15 protein-coding genes are annotated in these 17,530 nt (G+C 43.7%); 3 read left to right on the plus strand and 12 right to left on the minus strand.

Features of this window, described 5'->3' with window-relative positions; translation table 11 throughout:
- Positions 1 to 40: 40 nt before the first annotated feature.
- The 3 genes from ACN0R1_RS08500 to ACN0R1_RS08510 all read left to right on the plus strand — a co-directional run bounded on the left by ACN0R1_RS08500 (position 41) and on the right by ACN0R1_RS08510 (position 5,987).
- Entirely contained in the window at positions 41 to 2,074 is a 2,034-nt protein-coding gene (locus ACN0R1_RS08500; RefSeq protein ID WP_417581855.1) for an NAD-dependent epimerase/dehydratase family protein, read from the plus strand.
- 21 nt (positions 2,075 to 2,095) lie between these two features.
- Entirely contained in the window at positions 2,096 to 3,451 is a 1,356-nt protein-coding gene (locus ACN0R1_RS08505; protein WP_417581857.1) for a hypothetical protein, read from the plus strand.
- Between the two features lie 109 nt (positions 3,452 to 3,560).
- Entirely contained in the window at positions 3,561 to 5,987 is a 2,427-nt protein-coding gene (locus ACN0R1_RS08510) for a tetratricopeptide repeat protein (protein ID WP_417581859.1), read from the plus strand.
- Between the two features lie 45 nt (positions 5,988 to 6,032).
- Here ACN0R1_RS08510 and ACN0R1_RS08515 read toward each other — a convergent pair whose 3' ends face one another.
- From ACN0R1_RS08515 to flgF, 12 genes are all read right to left on the minus strand, one after another.
- Positions 6,033 to 6,854: a flagellin gene (locus ACN0R1_RS08515; RefSeq protein ID WP_417581861.1), complete on the minus strand. Its 822-nt coding sequence runs from the start codon at positions 6,852 to 6,854 to the stop codon at positions 6,033 to 6,035.
- 94 nt (positions 6,855 to 6,948) lie between these two features.
- Positions 6,949 to 7,362: a flagellar export chaperone FliS gene (fliS, locus tag ACN0R1_RS08520; RefSeq protein ID WP_417581863.1), complete on the minus strand. Its 414-nt coding sequence runs from the start codon at positions 7,360 to 7,362 to the stop codon at positions 6,949 to 6,951.
- 116 nt (positions 7,363 to 7,478) lie between these two features.
- Positions 7,479 to 8,861, minus strand: coding sequence for a flagellar filament capping protein FliD (gene fliD, locus ACN0R1_RS08525; RefSeq protein WP_417581865.1), 1,383 nt, complete (start codon positions 8,859 to 8,861; stop codon positions 7,479 to 7,481).
- Between the two features lie 32 nt (positions 8,862 to 8,893).
- Entirely contained in the window at positions 8,894 to 9,313 is a 420-nt protein-coding gene (locus ACN0R1_RS08530) for a flagellar protein FlaG (RefSeq protein ID WP_417581867.1), read from the minus strand.
- A gap of 141 nt (positions 9,314 to 9,454) precedes the next feature.
- Entirely contained in the window at positions 9,455 to 9,754 is a 300-nt protein-coding gene (locus tag ACN0R1_RS08535) for a hypothetical protein (RefSeq protein ID WP_417581869.1), read from the minus strand.
- A gap of 11 nt (positions 9,755 to 9,765) precedes the next feature.
- Entirely contained in the window at positions 9,766 to 10,665 is a 900-nt protein-coding gene (gene flgL, locus ACN0R1_RS08540) for a flagellar hook-associated protein FlgL (protein WP_417581871.1), read from the minus strand.
- 12 nt (positions 10,666 to 10,677) lie between these two features.
- Positions 10,678 to 12,723, minus strand: a complete 2,046-nt coding sequence (flgK, locus tag ACN0R1_RS08545) for a flagellar hook-associated protein FlgK (protein WP_417581873.1) — start codon at positions 12,721 to 12,723, stop codon at positions 10,678 to 10,680.
- A 59-nt stretch (positions 12,724 to 12,782) separates the two neighbouring features.
- The gene (flgJ, locus tag ACN0R1_RS08550; RefSeq protein ID WP_417581875.1) at positions 12,783 to 13,835 is read right to left on the minus strand and encodes a flagellar assembly peptidoglycan hydrolase FlgJ; all 1,053 of its coding nucleotides are present in this window, start codon (positions 13,833 to 13,835) and stop codon (positions 12,783 to 12,785) included.
- Position 13,836: 1 nt separating this feature from the next.
- The gene (locus ACN0R1_RS08555; RefSeq protein ID WP_417581877.1) at positions 13,837 to 14,943 is read right to left on the minus strand and encodes a flagellar basal body P-ring protein FlgI; all 1,107 of its coding nucleotides are present in this window, start codon (positions 14,941 to 14,943) and stop codon (positions 13,837 to 13,839) included.
- A 12-nt stretch (positions 14,944 to 14,955) separates the two neighbouring features.
- A complete protein-coding gene (gene flgH / locus ACN0R1_RS08560; protein ID WP_417581879.1) occupies positions 14,956 to 15,636 on the minus strand; it encodes a flagellar basal body L-ring protein FlgH in 681 nt (226 codons plus the stop codon).
- A 30-nt stretch (positions 15,637 to 15,666) separates the two neighbouring features.
- Entirely contained in the window at positions 15,667 to 16,452 is a 786-nt protein-coding gene (gene flgG / locus ACN0R1_RS08565) for a flagellar basal-body rod protein FlgG (protein ID WP_417581881.1), read from the minus strand.
- 18 nt (positions 16,453 to 16,470) lie between these two features.
- Positions 16,471 to 17,214, minus strand: a complete 744-nt coding sequence (gene flgF, locus ACN0R1_RS08570; protein ID WP_417581883.1) for a flagellar basal-body rod protein FlgF — start codon at positions 17,212 to 17,214, stop codon at positions 16,471 to 16,473.
- Positions 17,215 to 17,530 lie beyond the last annotated feature (316 nt).

The raw sequence follows: 17,530 nt of genomic DNA on the forward strand, positions 1-17,530 counted from the left end.
TGAACACCAATAAATCAAAAAGCCAAAAGCAAAGAGTAAAATGAAAAAAATTCGTATAGGAATAACAAGCATTGGGAGTGGTGTTGGACAATCCATCGTTGACTCCTGCCGTCTATCTGGCCTTCCTATGCATATTACCGGATACGGAAATAATCCCTATGCTTATGGAGCATTTGATTGTGACGACCAAAAAGAGCTCCCTAATATTTATCAAAAAGAATATATAGAAAGCTTAATACATGCTTGCCATCGCGATGAAATAGAAATTCTGTTTCCGGGCTTAGATGATGAGCTTTTACTTCTATCAGAAAACAAGAAAAGATTTCGAGAAATTGGAACAACAATACCTGTAAGCTCAAGCGAAATCATCGGATATTGTAGAAACAAGGAATCAATGTCAAATGAGCTCAACAAATACAGCAATACATTTGTAAAAAGCTACCAAGCATCAGAAATTATTAACAGAGAGCATCATAATCTACCCTTCCCACTGATTGCCAAACCGAATTCCGGATGTGCATCAAGAGGAATTTTTATAATTAACAGTATAGATGACTTATACAAAGTTAATGAAAGCCATGTTATTCAGGAAATAGCTAAGCCACTTAAATCAGATATCAATTACCAAGCCTTCGAAAATGCTCTTGAAAAAAGACAAATTTATCAAGTGAGTGAACTGTCTTTACAGGTTATTATTGGAAAAGGTGGAAATGAGCTTGGTAGATTTTGCAGTTACAATAAACTTCAAAATGGGGTACCTATTGAGATAATCCCAATAAACTCACCTGATGTTTGGCATAATATTGATATAATAATTCCTGTATTAATTAAAAAAGGGCTATATGGGCCAATAAATTTTCAAGGAAGAATAACTGAAGACGGTCTAAAAATATTTGAAATAAATGCCAGATTCACGGGAATAACCGGGCTTAGAGCCCTTATGGGTTTCAATGAAGTTGAAGCCATCATACTAGATATGTTAGATAAACAAAGCAAACTACCCAGCAAAATTGAAAAGATTGGATTAAGACAAGTACAAAATAGAACCATAAATGCAAAGACAAACAAATTCATAAAAAATGCCCTGGAACAAACAAGTACTCATGTCAAAAATACAAATGGACTGACAGTATTGGTTACAGGTGCCAATAGTTATCTGGGACGTGCTGTATTAAAAAAACTGATTAAAACAGAAAATGTTTCAGAAATTATTGCTTTGGTACGAGATCCGTCAAGATTTAGTAAAAAAATAGAACCACCACTGCCTTCAAATATTTCAGTAATGGATATTTCTACGCTAGATAATGGTCAACTAAATTTAGGTAGCATTGATGTAATCTGTCACTTAGCATCTGCAAGACCGGGAAATACAAATGAGCAAATTGCAGAATCGTTAAGCTTCACCCAGAAGATTATAAATATGGCAATAAAGTTCCAAGTTACGGGCTTTATCAATGCTTCAACTCAGGCCGTATATGGGACCAATTACACAAAGCCCTGGGCAGAGTATATGCCTGCATCCCCTGAAACAACCTATGCCCAATCAAAGTGGGCAAGTGAGCTGATGACAAACTCTTTGTCAGAATTTAACAAACAAACATTTGGAACCTCTCTGCGATTTTCACAAATCATTGGAGCGAGTCCTATAATGCGGAAAGCAGAGCTGCCGCACTTAATGATTCACAAACTAATGGAAGGATCAAATATAACCGTTTTAGGTGGACAACAAAAATTAGATCTAGTAGACATAGAAGATGCAGCCGAAGCTGTAATTAAACTATTAAAATCTTCCTTTGAACAATGGCCAAAAGTTTTAAATATTGGATCAGGAAACCCCATAAGAGTAGATGAATTAGCCAAAAAGTGCTTACAAGCAACTTTCTCACATGCACATGACAATAATTTAATTCATACCAAAAAATCAGAAGAGCAAAAAAGTTTTGGGATGGACATATCTCTAGCAGAAAAAATCATTGAGTGGAAGCCAACAAAAAATATAGATCATACGCTGAAATCAATAAAAGCATACATTGAAAATCAGCATTCTCCACTCAAAAACAACCCCAACACTTAAAGCCGACAAAAGGGTTTTGCCTTGCCATCAAAAATTGAAAACTTGATAATCTGTACCGATCTAAATCAACCATTTATATATGGAACATTTCTTGAAGTTCTATATAGGCTTGAAAACGAAAACCCTGGCAATAACTCAGCTTGTTTAATCATCGGCGATGCTCACAAGCACAATCTAACCAAAATAACCAAACTAATAACAGAAGAGATAGGCATAAGCAAAGAAAAAATAAGCATCTATGCTGGCATAAGCTCACTATCAAAACCACAACAAAATGAAGTCATATCTTTTTCTACAGAAAAATCAAAAGAAATTAATAGCTGCAAAGATCTAAGTTCACTAACCTATAAACATTACAACTTGGGAGTACCAATACTATCAAACCTAATATCCAAAACAAGATGCATCAACCCAGATATAAATGAACACAGATATGAAATCACTGCTTATATAAAATATTCACTTTTCACTTACCTATCCTTCAAAAACTTTAATACAACAAATAAAAAATACACTCATTACTATATATATAATGGCAGACATTACAACACATTTCCAATATCTACAATAACTCCAAAAAACACCACCCTGTATTATGAAAGATTCAACTATAGAAAAAAACTATGCATACTCCCGCACAGAATACATGATTTCATCCAATACAGGCAAAGTATACTAGAGCTTTGGAACTCGTCAGACTTAAATAAGACGCAAAAAGAAAGCATTGCTCATGACTTTTTTGAAAAACATACCAAAAATAAATATGCACAAAAATTTACAGATTCCAGGATTAATTTTGAGAAAAAATTTATAGCATTTTTCATATCCAGCGAAGATGAATTCGCTTCACTACACCCAGAAATCAGTGTGAGCCATATTTTCAAGAATCAAAGAGATGCTGTTGCATTTATGGCAAACTGGGCTGAACAGCAAGATGAATATGATCTAATATTACGAGTCCATCCACATTATGAAGAAAAGTCAGTTGCTGATCGTGATTTTTGGAATGGCTTCAGCGGTAAAAATGTAATAACAATCCCATCACACTCAGAGATCAGCTCTTACAACCTAATGAGCATGGCTGATAAGGTCGTTAGTTTTCTTTCGACCACTGGAATTGAAGCAACATATTTAGGTAGACCCTCTATCTTACTTGGGAATAGCCCCTACAAAGGACAGGGAGCAACATATGAACCTGCAACTATTGAAGAGTTATCAGCCTTACTCAAAACCAATATAGAACCACTACCCCAAAGCAGCTGTCTTCCGTATGGTTTTTATATCGAAACGTTCGGTTATGAGTTTGAATTTCTAAAGTCGTTAGGTCTAAAAGATTTCAGCGAACTAGACTCACACTTATCCCAAATGTTAATCTAGTAATGCATCATCTATCTACTAATAATAAATGTTGGTAAAAAATCACCAACCTTCCTAATGTACAGTTAAGAAAGAATCGAACTGCATAAGTAAAAAATGGAGTACACTGATGCACAAGCACAGTACAGAAAATAACGATGACTATAGCAAGATACTAGAGCAAACGATAAATATATATCAGAAAAGCCCTAAAGACATATCAATACCAAAGATTATCGATCTTTATGAAAACAGTCAATTTAATAGCATCCCCTTTGAAGTAATAAAAATAAGCAACAAAGATAATATAAAGATAGAAACATCACTTGCCTTTGGTAAATACTTATTACGATATAACAAACTAAAAGAAGCGCTTTCGGCTTTTGAAGTCTCATTGAAAATAGACCCCGCAAATACAGCAGCATGGGCTTTTACAGTCATTACATTAAGAAAAATTGGTGCTAAAAAAGCAGCTGATAACAAAATCACTGAAGCTTTAAAAAAGACCAAAAGACACCCCGGAATAGTCAACCTTAAGTCCCCTTATGCAAGCAATAATATTTATGCAAACAAATGCTTAACCACAGACAAATTAGATATTCTAAACGCTTTGATACAGCAGAAGCCTAAGAGTATTGATGTAGGTGAGCTCGCATACTATCACTATGCATTTGCATTTCACTCTTTATTAAACAAAGACACAAACAATGCGCTTAACAACCTGTTATGTGCAATTGAAATCATTCCTACCGAATTCAGATTCTGGGCACTTCTTTCAAGAACACTTCTGCAGGCTGATGAACCACTTAATGCATATACGGCGGCTGTAGAGGCATGCACACTCAACACCAGAGTGTTTACACTTGACTACCTTCTATTATGCTCAAACAAAATCAATAAATTTTACTTATTCGACAACATTATCGAAGCACATATTCCGAAAAGCAACTCAGACCCTAGTATCATCAATATAAAAGCAAAAAAATCCCAACTAACCCGTGACTATGAAAGCGCCTTTAAATTACTTTCAAAATCATTTGAGCTAGATAGCAAAAATCCTGAAACCCTTCTCAACTTATCATTACTTAGCTTTGATGCCAAACAATTTCAAGCAGCACATAAAAGCTTCAAAAAACTATTCACTCTCCACCCAACATATAAACAAGACACACAAAAACGCTTTTACAATTTACTATGTGCTTGCTTTTTAAATGAGTGGGATTACGTGGATTCAGAGCTCGACCCTGTTCTTTCTATAATTGACAAGGTGAATAGCCTAGATACAATTATTGCAGCCTTTTTTATACTTTCCATGACTGATGATTTTAAAAAGCATGCACAGATAGCTGCTTTAACATCACTCTCTATAATGCCAGCTAAAGATATAACCTTAACTGAACGATTCAAGCCGTATAAAAATCATCAAAAAATTCGAGTAGGTTACCTTTCCGGCGATATTGGCGAGCATATTGTTTCACATATATTTCTACCCTTACTGAATAGTCTTGACAGAGACATATTCGAACCCTATGTTTTTTCATACAGACCAGACGATGGCTCTGACTATTACAAAAACATAAAAGCCGGCTCAAATTTTCATGACATTTGCAAAATGAGTGATCGTGATGCCGCCATACTCATAACAAGCCATGAAATTGACATCCTAGTTGACCTAACACTATATACATCAGCCAGTCGCAGTAACATTATGAGCTATCGACCAGCTCCTATTCAAATGCATCACACAGGCTATCCTTCCACCTCAGGGTCGCCTGACATATATGACTATATGCTTGTCAACAAATTCTATTTGTCTGAAAAAACACTTCCCTATTATTCTGAGTCATTGATCATTCAGCCACACATAACAGATGCGCCTTTTAGAAAAAATGAATTTCTTGGAAAAGTAACTAAAGCTGATTTCAATCTACCTGAAGACAAACTCATTCTTGCTTCTTTTAATGAACCTCATAAAATCACCAGGCAGATATTTAAACTTTGGTGCAGTTTACTTGAGCAAAATAAGGATACTGTTTTATGGATCTATGCCGCTGACGAACACAGACGACAGAACATATTAGCTGAAGCGAAAACCAACAACCTATCTGTTTCTAGAATTGTTTTTGCGGATAAGGTGGATTTTGCTGAACATAGACAAAGGCTACATCTTGCCGATCTGTTGCTTGATACCTTCCCTTATGGGAACCACAGCTCGGCTAAAATGGCATTAGAGTCAGGTACACCGATTATTGCTTACCGTGGTATTAGTCAAGCATCCCAAATTTCAGCACTGCATTTAACCAATGCAAAGTTAGAGCAATTGATCGCGCAGGATGATGCGTCATTTATCGCTATTGCTAATCGTTACATTCAAGATAAAGACTTTAGAGATACTTGCTTAAATACTTTAGAAATCACCCTTAACAAGCAAAACCAAGTTAGCAACCACAAACCCACAGCTTATTATGAACTTGCCTTAAAAATGCTGTATGCACGCTTTAAAGACAACCCGTCGATGGATGCCAAGCAATCTTTTGAGCTTCCAAAGTTGGAGTAAAAAAAAGCCTTGGTATTAACCAAGGCTTTTTTAGTTTGAGCTTTCTTAACGTAGCAACCCAAGTACAGCCTGTGGTGCCTGGTTTGCTTGAGCCAGAATGGCGATACCTGACTGCTGCAACACTTGCGCTTTGGTTAAAGCGGCGGTTTCTGCAGCGAAGTCGGCATCCATTATCCGGCTACGTGCGGCTTGCTGGTTTTCTTCAGCATTACGCAGGTTGATAATGGTAGCTTCAAAACGGTTTTGAGCCGCACCGAAAGTAGATCTTGCTTCAGCAATTGAATCAAGCGCTGTATCAATATTGCCGATAGCTGTATTTGCTCCAGCGGCGGTACTGATATTACCCATACCTGACACAGTTGTTTTGACATCAGTAAACTCAACGTCAATGGTATCTATACCAGCAGCCGTATTAGCACCTACCTGGAAGGTAACAGTGGATGTACTACCATCCAGAATTTTCTGACCATTAAACTGGGTCACATCGGCAATACGAGTTAACTCTTCTTGCAGAGATGCAAACTCAGTTTCAATCAGTTCACGGTCTTCATCATCATAAGTACCGTTGGCAGACTGTACTGCAAGCTCACGCATACGTTGCAGTGTGTCGGTTACTTGCTGCAAAGCACCTTCTGCAGTTTGTACCATGGATACTGCATCACTTGCGTTACGGATGGCTACGTTCATACCACGGGCCTGTGCATTCATACGCTCTGCAACAGCGAGGCCAGCAGCATCATCTTTGGCTCCATTGACTCGCAAACCGGAAGACAGACGCTCCATTGCAGTATTCATGCCCATAGAGTTATTTGCCAGGTTACGCTGTGCGTTCAATGAGAACAGGTTTGTTGCGACTACATTAGACATGGTCTTATCTCCTCAGTTACGCTTTAATTTGCGTAGAAATTGTCTCTTGTGATTTAAGTTATCGGCCACATTTGTAATCGCTTGAGCATTTTTTTCAACTTTCGTCTGTTCTTTCTTCACCGGCTGTTTGTTTACCAGGATCAATAGCATCCCAGCCTGATTTCAGGTCAACAAAAATACTGATCAAGGCATCTATTTTCTGTTCACTGCGAGCGGCTTGCGCCGCTATCAGTTCTGTTTGCATGTAGCGATACAGTGCCTGCAGGTTTGCGGCTATGTCGCCGCCTTTTTGCAGATCCAGCCCCTCTTCAAGGCCCACTAGTATATTGGATGTTTTTTTGATGCTTTCCGACAGTAAACCCAACTGATTATTGGTTATGGCGCCTTTAGCGTTGGCAAGATTTGTTAGTGCGCCCTCGTATAGCATCTGAATCAATCGATGTGGCGTTGCATTCACCAAGGCTGTTTCTACGCCAATTTGCTTATACTGTCCGATGCCTTTGTTCATTACATTGTTCTCATATTGGTGATGGGGACGATATCATCAACAGGATACCGTTGCCCTATGCCTCTAATAAAAAAGGAGACCCTAAAGCCTCCTTACAGCACTAAACCCTGTTAGATTTAGTATTGCAGCGAACTTAACTGCGACGTCAAAAATGCGCCGTTGCTATTGATCTGTGCCACCATGCTGTCCATGGCATTAAACTGACGCGACAAACGGTTAAAAAGGTTCTCTTCTCGTATATCCAATCGCTCTTCACGGTCAGCTAGGCTTCGTAACCTTGAGTTAACCCCTTCGGTACGATTGTCTAATAATCCACCCGCTTGCGTATAAGGTTTTACGAAATCATTCAGGCGAGAAGCAATCCCTGTTTCGCTGCTAAACAGCGTCGACACACTGTCGAAGTCCTGATTCAGGCGTTCATTTAGCACTTCTTTATCCAGGCTCATTTTGCCATCTTTGTCTATATTGACGCCAACCTGCGCCAGAATTCTTGATTCAGGATCCGTGCCACTGACCTCTGATGAGGTCAAGGACCGCATTTGTGAGCTTAACATGCGCACCGTAGAGTCGCCCCTAAGACCACTGGTATCTTTACCAGCAATATCTTTAAGCACGCCTTGAAGCTTGTTATACGCATCAACGAAACTTTGTACATTTTTCTCAATGGCGGTGTTGTCTGTACCAATAGTCAGACTGACTTCTTCACCCACTTCTTCAGACTTCAGATTTAACGTAACACCCTGAATTACATCACTGATCTCATTGGTTGACCGAGTAGCAGTCAAGCCATTAACCCTAACTACGGCATCTTCCGCCGCTCTGGAAACTTCAAGATTACCGGAGGCCAATGCTGACAAACCTGGATCGCTACCGGGTGAAACTGCTATGGTTAGTTCATTCGCGATTCCGGTTTCTCTCGCCGTGAGAATCAAGCGGGCCTGAGTACCACCAAGCCCATCATCTACATTGACGATGCTGGCTGTAACACTATCATTACCTTCAGCATTATTAATGGCTTTACGAATATCATCCAACGTCGCCGCAGATGGATCTATATCCACTGTAAAACCATTTTCTAGACCTGGATCATAGGCTCCGCCAGTACTGATCGTCAGTGTTCCACTGCCCACCACAGCACTGCTGCTGGCAAAAGCATTATCCGCTGTCATCAAACGCTGTGATTTTGCCAAGTTCTCAACAGATACCTGATACTCACCAGGCTGTGCATTTGACTTGGACGTGGCGGTAAAGCGGCTTTCGTCGCCAACCGTAGTGGAGCGCACCTGGAATTTGTCCGGTGACTTAAGATTATCAAGTACTGACTGAAATTCGCTCAACGCACTTTTAAGACGACCAAAGCTTGATAACTGTGCGTCTAATGTCGTTTTACGTGTAGAAAGCTGATCACGCTGTGGTTGAATTTCAGCGGATACCAGAACGTTTACAATGGTTTTAGTATCAATACCCGATCCTACACCCGTAAATGAAATACCTGACATTGTAAACCTCCATTAAATTTTGTGTTGTCAGCTCATGCCTGATCCGACAGCAACATACCGGATGCATTACCGGTTGATGTTTGGTTAGCGATTTCACTCATACGGCGCATCAGAGACAACACCTCTTCTGATGGAATCTGCCGGATTACTTCATCACTACTACGATTAATGACTTTAACTACAGTTCGATTAACATCCCGATCAACTGAAATATTTAAATCGCTGTTAATAACATTCAAGAATTCGCCGATCTGATCAGCCGCTTCCTGAACAGCCTGGGCTTCACGCTCTGGATCCATGCGGCGCTGTTCTGCAGCTTGCTGCACAGACTCAACTGCACGGGCTTCAATTTGTCCCGCCTGACGCTGGTTGCGAAGCCCTATATCAGCAGTCTGGTTCTGATTGGCTGAACGATCCAGGCCACCGGTATTAATACTGGTATCGATTGACATGATAAACTCCCTCTAACACGGGGCTTGTTGTCCAGCTCCGGCATGAATTATTGTTAGACTCTAGCCACAAGTATCGGCAAGTTTAACTATAACTTTAGCAAAACTTGTAGCATTCTGCCTGCTTAAACAAATACACACCTATTAAAAACCGCCTTGCTCATAGGCTTTAACGGCTTTATTTTTTTGTAGCTGGGCTTTCAGGCGGTCACCGAGTTCATCACGAATTTCGACACACAAGCTTTCCAGATAACGCTGCTGGGTGAGGATAGTCTCCAACTGCCCACGCTGAGGTACACTCAGTACTTGAACATCTTTCAAGGTTTGAAGCAGCTCTGTTTTCTCTGCTTCCAGCAGCTGCATATCATCAATACGTTGTTCAGCCAGCGCTTTCAGCTGCTCTAACAGGATGCTAGTTAATCGCTGTAAATCTTCGTCGTTCATTGCCTGTCGCCTCAGTTAACATAGTTAAACAATGTCAACTGCTGTATTTTACCAAAGGTCGCGTAGGTTGCTTCCAGCGCATTCTGTTCCAGCATCAACTTACTTGTCGCTTCATAGTAATCCGTGTCCTGGAAGCTGGATAAGGTATTCTGTGTAAAAAGCTTAATGTCAGCAAGCTGTTCTCGCTGATCCTCCAATACTTTTAAACGCGCCCCAATCTGCGACCGAGTTGTAATTGTTTGCTCAAAGAATTGGTCGACCTTGGCCACCTCATTATTGAACGCATCCATATCAGAGTTGGGGTCATCAAGGATTGCAGCCATCTCTTTGACAGCATTGAGTAAATTATCTTCTCCGGTACCAAAAATGCTACCACCTGGATCAGTAGCAGCAATGCTGGTATTCTCACCTACATCCAAGAAACGCTGACCACTGTCACCCCGGTAAACATAATCACCACTTGCATTAAGCTGATAGGGTTGTGTTTGACCTTTAAATCCGGAAAACAGGTATTCGCCCTGTGCATCTTGTGTATTGACTGCCCCGGAAAGCTGGCCGGTTAACTGCTTCAGCTCTTCGGCAATAATACGTTGATCTGCTGGAGTCAAGCTTCCATTGTTCGCCTGTATTGCCAAATCCTTAATGCGCAATGTCGTTTCAGTAATTAATGTTAGTGTCGACTCTTCCTGCTTTAAGCGCCGCTCGGAGACGTCTACATTACGTGAAAACACCTCATTCCTTGCAATAGCACGCTCGAACTTATTGATCTGCGTTGCCGCCAAAGGATCATCTGAAGGCTTTGAAAGCTTTTTACCGGTTGACATCTGTTGCTGATACTTAAAAATCTGAGCATTACTTTGCTGTACATTACTCAGGTTTTGCATGAAAAACTGTTGTGTTGAAAGTCTCATGATCTGTCTCCCTTAAACGGCATTGATCAGTGCTTCAAATGTTCTCTGAGATGCTGTGATTAGCTGTGCGGCACCCAGATAGGCTTGCTGAAACTGGATCAGTTTTACAGCCTCTTCATCCAGATTAACGCCACTGATCTCCTCGCGTTGATTAACAGAATTCTGCAGCACAGCCTGAGAGGCGGCTGAATCCATTTGCGCAACTTTTGTGGTTATACCCACACGCTCTACTATACGGCTGTATGTTTCCTGATAAGTGCCATCCAGAGATGTTTTTTGCTTGGTAAGATCGGCCAGTAAAATACCGTTGCGGTTATCTGACACCCCTATATTGGAAATATCACCAGTGACACCGTCAACTTCAAAGTTGTAATTAATAGTAAAGCTATCACCATCCAGCGGTGCACCACTGACATCGACACGAATTTCTCCAGACAAGGTTGCATCACTGTTGCGGATAATCAACTGATTGGGGTTTGCTGGATCAGCAGTAATATCCAGAGCTGGAATAGCGACAGGTGTACCACTGGCATCCAATAGATTCACATCATAGCCAGTTGCTGTTTTGATCAGTTCAATAGAATGTTCACTATCAGGTAAGAGGTGCTGCAAAGCATCCATCGGATTAGTTTCGGCAGGAACAACTTCAGAAACCTGCACTAGCACGCTACCTGTTCCGCCATTACTGGGATTCTCTGCAATACTGACAGGAGAGGCCAAAGCCAACTGACGGCCACTGCCAATATCGACACGTATATCATCTGCTGCCGTGCGTGTTGGCTGCATCAAAAAACGTTCATTAATAGCAAAGGGGCTATTTTTGTCGGCATTGATGCGCATACCATCTACTTGCAACACTAGATCACCAGCCGCCGGATCGAACCAGAACTGCATTTCGCCATCCACATCACTACCGGAAGCCTGTATATCAAAAGCATTCTGAGTCCAGGTTTTGCCATCAGACAGGCGTGTCAATCTAAAGTCCGTCTCAGAGGTGAACACCAGATCATAATCGGATGCCTGAAGCAGGCTGGTGTCAGTGATGCGCACACTGCCCTGGGTAAACTCAGACTGGAAACGAGAATTCATGAGCACCGAATCATTGATATCACGGAACAGTTTCTGCCCCATGTTGCCATCCATATCCATACCAAGAGAGTGCTGGCTATTCATACTGTCGGCAAACACCAGTGCAAGTCGGCCTAACTCATCCAGGCTTTCATTTAACACCTCTTTGCGATACTCCAGAATGCCACCGAGCTCTCCGCCACTGATATTGTTGGTAATATTATTTTCACGACCGGCGATCAACATACTGACTTGCAACTGAGAGTTATCCAAGGTTCCCGGTGTTGCGACCAGCGTATTAGCCGACTGACCTACCACCAACGGTTGTCCGTTAGCAGTAAAAATTGTGCTTTCACCTGTTGGCTGATCAATCACCTGAATATCAATTAATTCAGATAAATCTTTGATGGCTTGATCGCGCTGGTCCAACAACTCAAAGGATTCTTTTCCACCAGCTTGCGCAATACGGATACGATCGTTCAATGCCGCGATATTTTTGGCCTGCGTATTGATCTCCTCGGTCAACTCACGGATACGCGTATTAACGGTCTGATTCTGCTCTTCAATGCGACCATAAAGGTCTTGAAATCTCCGAACAGTCGCTTCACTCTCGGCCACCAACAATTCACGACTGGTGATAGACGTTGGATCATCGTTAGCGGCCTGCAGCGCGCCAAAGTAATCATCCAGTTTAATAGCCAAGCTGCTGCTTTCACTGGCTAAAGTATTATCAAGCTGATTTGCTAACCCTTCAAATGCTTTTGCAGCCTCGAATCGTGAACTGTCTGCCCAGACTCTGGCATTAATAAACTGGTTTACGACACGCTGTGAGTTTTCCTGTTTGACGCCACCACCTTCAAGGCTCTGAAACTGTGGTATCTGACGCGTATAGCCCGGCGTATTAACATTGGTTATGTTATTACCCGTGACATTCAAGCCAGCTTGGCTGGCACGGACGCCTTGAACACCTAGCGATAAAAGCGATGACATATATAACTCCCTGCTGTAAGAAGGTACAGCACGTTACTGCATTCTATATCGGCTGAAACTCAGCCTTCTTGAGTATCTCGACCCGCTTGCGCGAGAATATTTCCACTAAAAATCTGTTCAATTTTCTGCGCATAAGCAGGATCAGTTGCATAACCTGCCGCTTGTAACTCCCGCAGGTAAACCGCAGGGTTAGCGGTATTTTCCAATGCCTGCTGATAACGTGGGTTAGTGCGCAGGAAACTGACATAATCGCGGAAGCTATCTGCATAAGAGTCATAGGAACGAAAGGCTGCCATCTCTTTTGCAGCCACGCCATCGCGGTACTCCAGCGTAGAAACCGTGACACGCTCTCCACTCCAACGGCTATCCGCTTTAATATTAAACAGATTATTGCTTCCGTCGATAACAAAGCGCCCCCAGCCGGTTTCCAGTGCAGCCTGTGCCAGAAGCACCTTAGGATCAACCCCCAACTCGGCGGCCATCTCTTCAGCCAGGGGCAGTAAGGCATCTACAAATTCGCGCGGTGAGTCAAAACGTGCTGGCAGGTTTTCGGGGGTATTGGCGTTTCCTGTGCGATCTTTATCAGACTGCGCACTATTCATCCGGCTGGAATCATCAGCATCAGTATTTTGTTCGCCAGCTGCTCCTTGCCCTGAAGTAGGTGCTTGACCCAGCACGGCCGAAGCCGCCATACCGGCGGTAGTATTCATGGCACGGTTCAGCAGCATCTCGGCTTCGCTCAGTGGGCGGTTCTGATCATCCCTACCCTGATTTGAGGGAATATTAGAATGCTGACTAAGCTGACGCACCATAACATCAGCAAGTCCCAGCGTACTTTTCTGTGCCAGATCCAGCGTCATCTGCTGATCATACATATCCTGAAAGAAACGGGTGTTGTTACTATTGAAGGGGTTATCTTCGCCAAAGGAGGCATTGGCATCACGCATGCTTTTCAGCATCATGTTCATGAAAATCTGCTCGAACTGCTGCGCAACCTCTCGTAATGCGCCCTCTTCATCCTGACCTGCACGGCGACGCAACTCACTGAGCTGATTCAGTTCAGTGTAAAACTGCGGATTTTGTGTCGCCACGGCGGACTTACTGTTAACCATGTCAGATCACCACTAACTCGGCTCTTAGCGCACCGGCCTGCTTCAGAGCTTCCAGTATGGCCATTAAATCACCGGGGGCTGCACCGACATTATTCACTGCTTCGACAATATCCTGCAAGGAGGCACCGGGTGCAAACTCAAACATACGTCCAGAGCCTTCATCGATTTCGATGCCAGTGCGCGGTGTTACCACTGTACGACCACCGGCCAACGCATTTGGCTGGTCAACATCAAACTCTTCTGTAATCGACACAGTCAAGCCACCGTGGGTAATCGCCACGGGCGATACACGCACATGCTGACCTATAACGATGGTGCCGGTACGGGAGTTAATAATCACTTTGGCGGTTTCTTCCGCTGTCTGGATTTGCAGGTTTTCCAATACAGACAAAAAAGTCACCCGTTGCGACGGGTCACGCGGTGCACGCACACGGATAGAGGTTGAATCCATGGCGGCAGCCACTTGTGGGCCAAGCAGGCCATTAATCTGATCAGAGATGGTACGCGCGGTGGTGAAATCGGGCGTTTTCAGGTTCAATGTAAGACTATCACCCTGATTAAAACCACTCACCACCTCGCGCTCTACTGTAGCGCCATTGGGAATACGCCCGACACTGGGCACATTCACCGAAATACGTGAACCGTCACGACCTTCGGCACCAAAACCGGCTACGATAAGACTTCCCTGTGCCATGGCATAGATCTGACCATCGGCACCTTTCATCGGCGCCATTAATAATGAACCGCCGCGCAGACTGCCTGCATCACCGATGGTGGATACAGTAATATCGATTGTCTGACCCGGCTTAGCAAAGGGAGGCAGATCGGCATGAATGGCTACGGCCGCAATATTCTTGGACTGCGGGTTAACGTTCGCTGGCATAACGACGCCCATATTATTCAGCAGGTTACGAAACGTCTGCGAGGTAAAATTGGCGCGACTGTCACCTGTGCCATCCAACCCCACAACCAGACCATAACCCACTAGCTGGTTATTTCTTACTCCAGACACATTGACCAGGTCTTTCAGACGCGAGGTATTCATATTCGCCAGCACGGATTCAGTGCTGAATAACAGGATGATCGCCAGCAGGATGATTTTCTTCATAATCTGATCCTCTTAAAAAGGCATTAGTGCGCTGATAAAGAAACGGCCCAGCCAGCCCATAACATTGGCATCAGCCGTAGCTCCCGTGCCACTGTAGGTAATACGGGCATCCGCCAGGCGAGTTGAATCGAGCGAATTATCAGCCGTAATATCTTGAGGCCGTACCAAACCGCTGATTCGAATGTACTCATCACCCTGATTCAAGGTCAGCCATTTCTCTCCACGCACCAGCATCACTCCGTTAGGATAAATTTCCTGCACGGTGACAGTAATATTACCACTCAATTGATTACTCATATTGGAGCTGGAATCACCTTCAAACCCGGTTTCTCCACTGATGCCTGCTGACAACTCACGTCCGCCAATGGTTAGAGGTTGTCCCAGGATATTAGGGGTCGATAAGCTTACATCCGTACTTTTGTCGATGCTGGTGCTGGATTTTTTAGACGACTGTGTGGTTTCAGACAGGTTGATAGTAATAATATCGCCTACCCTATGTGCACGGCCATCACTGTATATGTCGCGACTGGTTGATGCATGATAAATGGCGCCATTAATCGGTTTGGGCGTTTCGAAGCTAGGCATTTGCACCGGCGCATAATAGGGATTATCAGGCTTCGGCGCTTTATTCACGCAGCCAGATAGAACTAACAAGCCCGCGGTTACCAGGGAAAGTTTTATTAAATGCATCATCACCCTAACCTCTTACTTAAACCCGACTCATTAAAGCTGCTGTGTAGCAAATGACAGCATCTGATCGGCCGTTGATATCACTTTGGAATTGATTTCATAGGCACGCTGAGTGGTGATCATATTCACCAATTCCTCCACCGCATTCACGTTAGAGCCCTCCAGCATCCCCTGCTTGAGGATACCGGCCCCTTCCTCACCCGGATTCAATATATTTGCCGGACCACTGGCGGCGGTTTCAATAAACAGATTCTGACCTACAGCCTGCAACCCTTCAGGATTGACGAAGTCTGCCAGTTCAATCTGACCCAACACCTGTGGATTGGGATCGCCGGCTAGCACCGCAGAAACTGTGCCATCAACCCCAACACTGAAGTTCACCACCTCTCCTGGTAGAGCTATCTCCGGGTCAAGCTGATAACCTTCAGCCGTTACGATCTGCCCATCACCATTGAGGTGGAACTGCCCGTTACGGGTATAAGCCACATCGCCATTGGGCTGTAACACCTGAAAAAAACCACGGCCATTAATCGCGATATCGAAGGTACGATCAGTAATCTGCAGATCGCCGGTGTCGAACATTTTCTGTGTACTGACGGTACGCACACCATGACCTAACTGTAGACCGGATGGCAGCACTGCATCGTCGGCATTTTGCGCACCAGGCTGACGCCGGATTTGATAAAGCAGATCTTCAAATACAGCGCGATCTTTCTTGAACCCCACCGTACTGACGTTAGCCAGGTTATTGGAGATTACCCGTAAATTAGTATCCTGTGCGCTGAGGCCAGTTTTTGCGACATGTAATGCACCATGCATGATTTTATTCTCCTGTTATCAGCTCATCTGCAGCACACGGGCTGCAGCACTGGAATTCTCTTCGGCAGTTTTCATCATCTTCACCTGAATTTCATATTGGCGTGACAAGGTGATAACCGCTGTTAACTCTTCAACCGCATTCACATTGCTGCTTTCCAGGTATCCCGAACGTATCTGCGGATTCAAGGCCGGCGGCAAAGGCTGCTGGTCATTGGTGCGCATTAACCCTTCGGTACCTTTAAAGGAGGTAGCAGGGTCCAGATCAACCACTTTAATAGCATCTACCAGCGCTAACCCTACGGCATCGTCACCGATCGGCCGAATACTGATAGCGCCATCATTAGCAATTTCAATTTTTTCGGCTGGTGGAATAACAATGGGAGCGCCCCCCACCCCCATAACCGGCAAACCACTGCCAGTCACCAACTGATTCGCGGCATTGATTTGCAGCTCGCCCGCACGGGTATAACCTTCCGTGCCATCCGGTGCCTGCACTGCAAGCCAGGCTCCACCTATCACAGCGATGTCCAGATCCCGGCCGGTTTGCTGCAGCGTGCCGGATTCACGATTGGTACCCGGCGACTCAGCCATTGAATACACCCGCGAGGCATAGCCATCGCCCATTACCCGCATGGAGCGCGCCTGCTCAAAGTCCTGCTTAAAGCCGGTGGTGGTGACATTAGCTAGATTGTTAGCCCGGATCTGCTGCGCATTCATATTTTCGCGCGCACCCGTCATGGCCACATACAATACTTTATCCATTACCTCTCCTCTATGCGGCGGTCGACGCTTGCCGCTTTTATCGGGACTACAGGATATAAAGCAAGTTATGTGCCAGATGTGTTCAAAGGGGATTCAAGAAGGGAAAAGGTATTGTAGGAGCTCGGTCTCCGAGCGATTTTTCGCCACATCACATTATCGCCCAGAGACTGGGCTACTACAATTTTATGAGACCCTGTAGGAGCCCGGTCCCCGGACGATTTAAATATCGCTCACAGAGTGGGCTTATATGGACCCGCCCGTGTTGCAAGCTATTTTTGACTCGAGCAGATGTGTTGCACGCTTATATCCGACCTAT

The sequence above is a fragment of the Nitrincola sp. genome, assembly GCF_048264025.1.
Classification (GTDB): Bacteria; Pseudomonadota; Gammaproteobacteria; order Pseudomonadales; family Balneatricaceae; genus Nitrincola.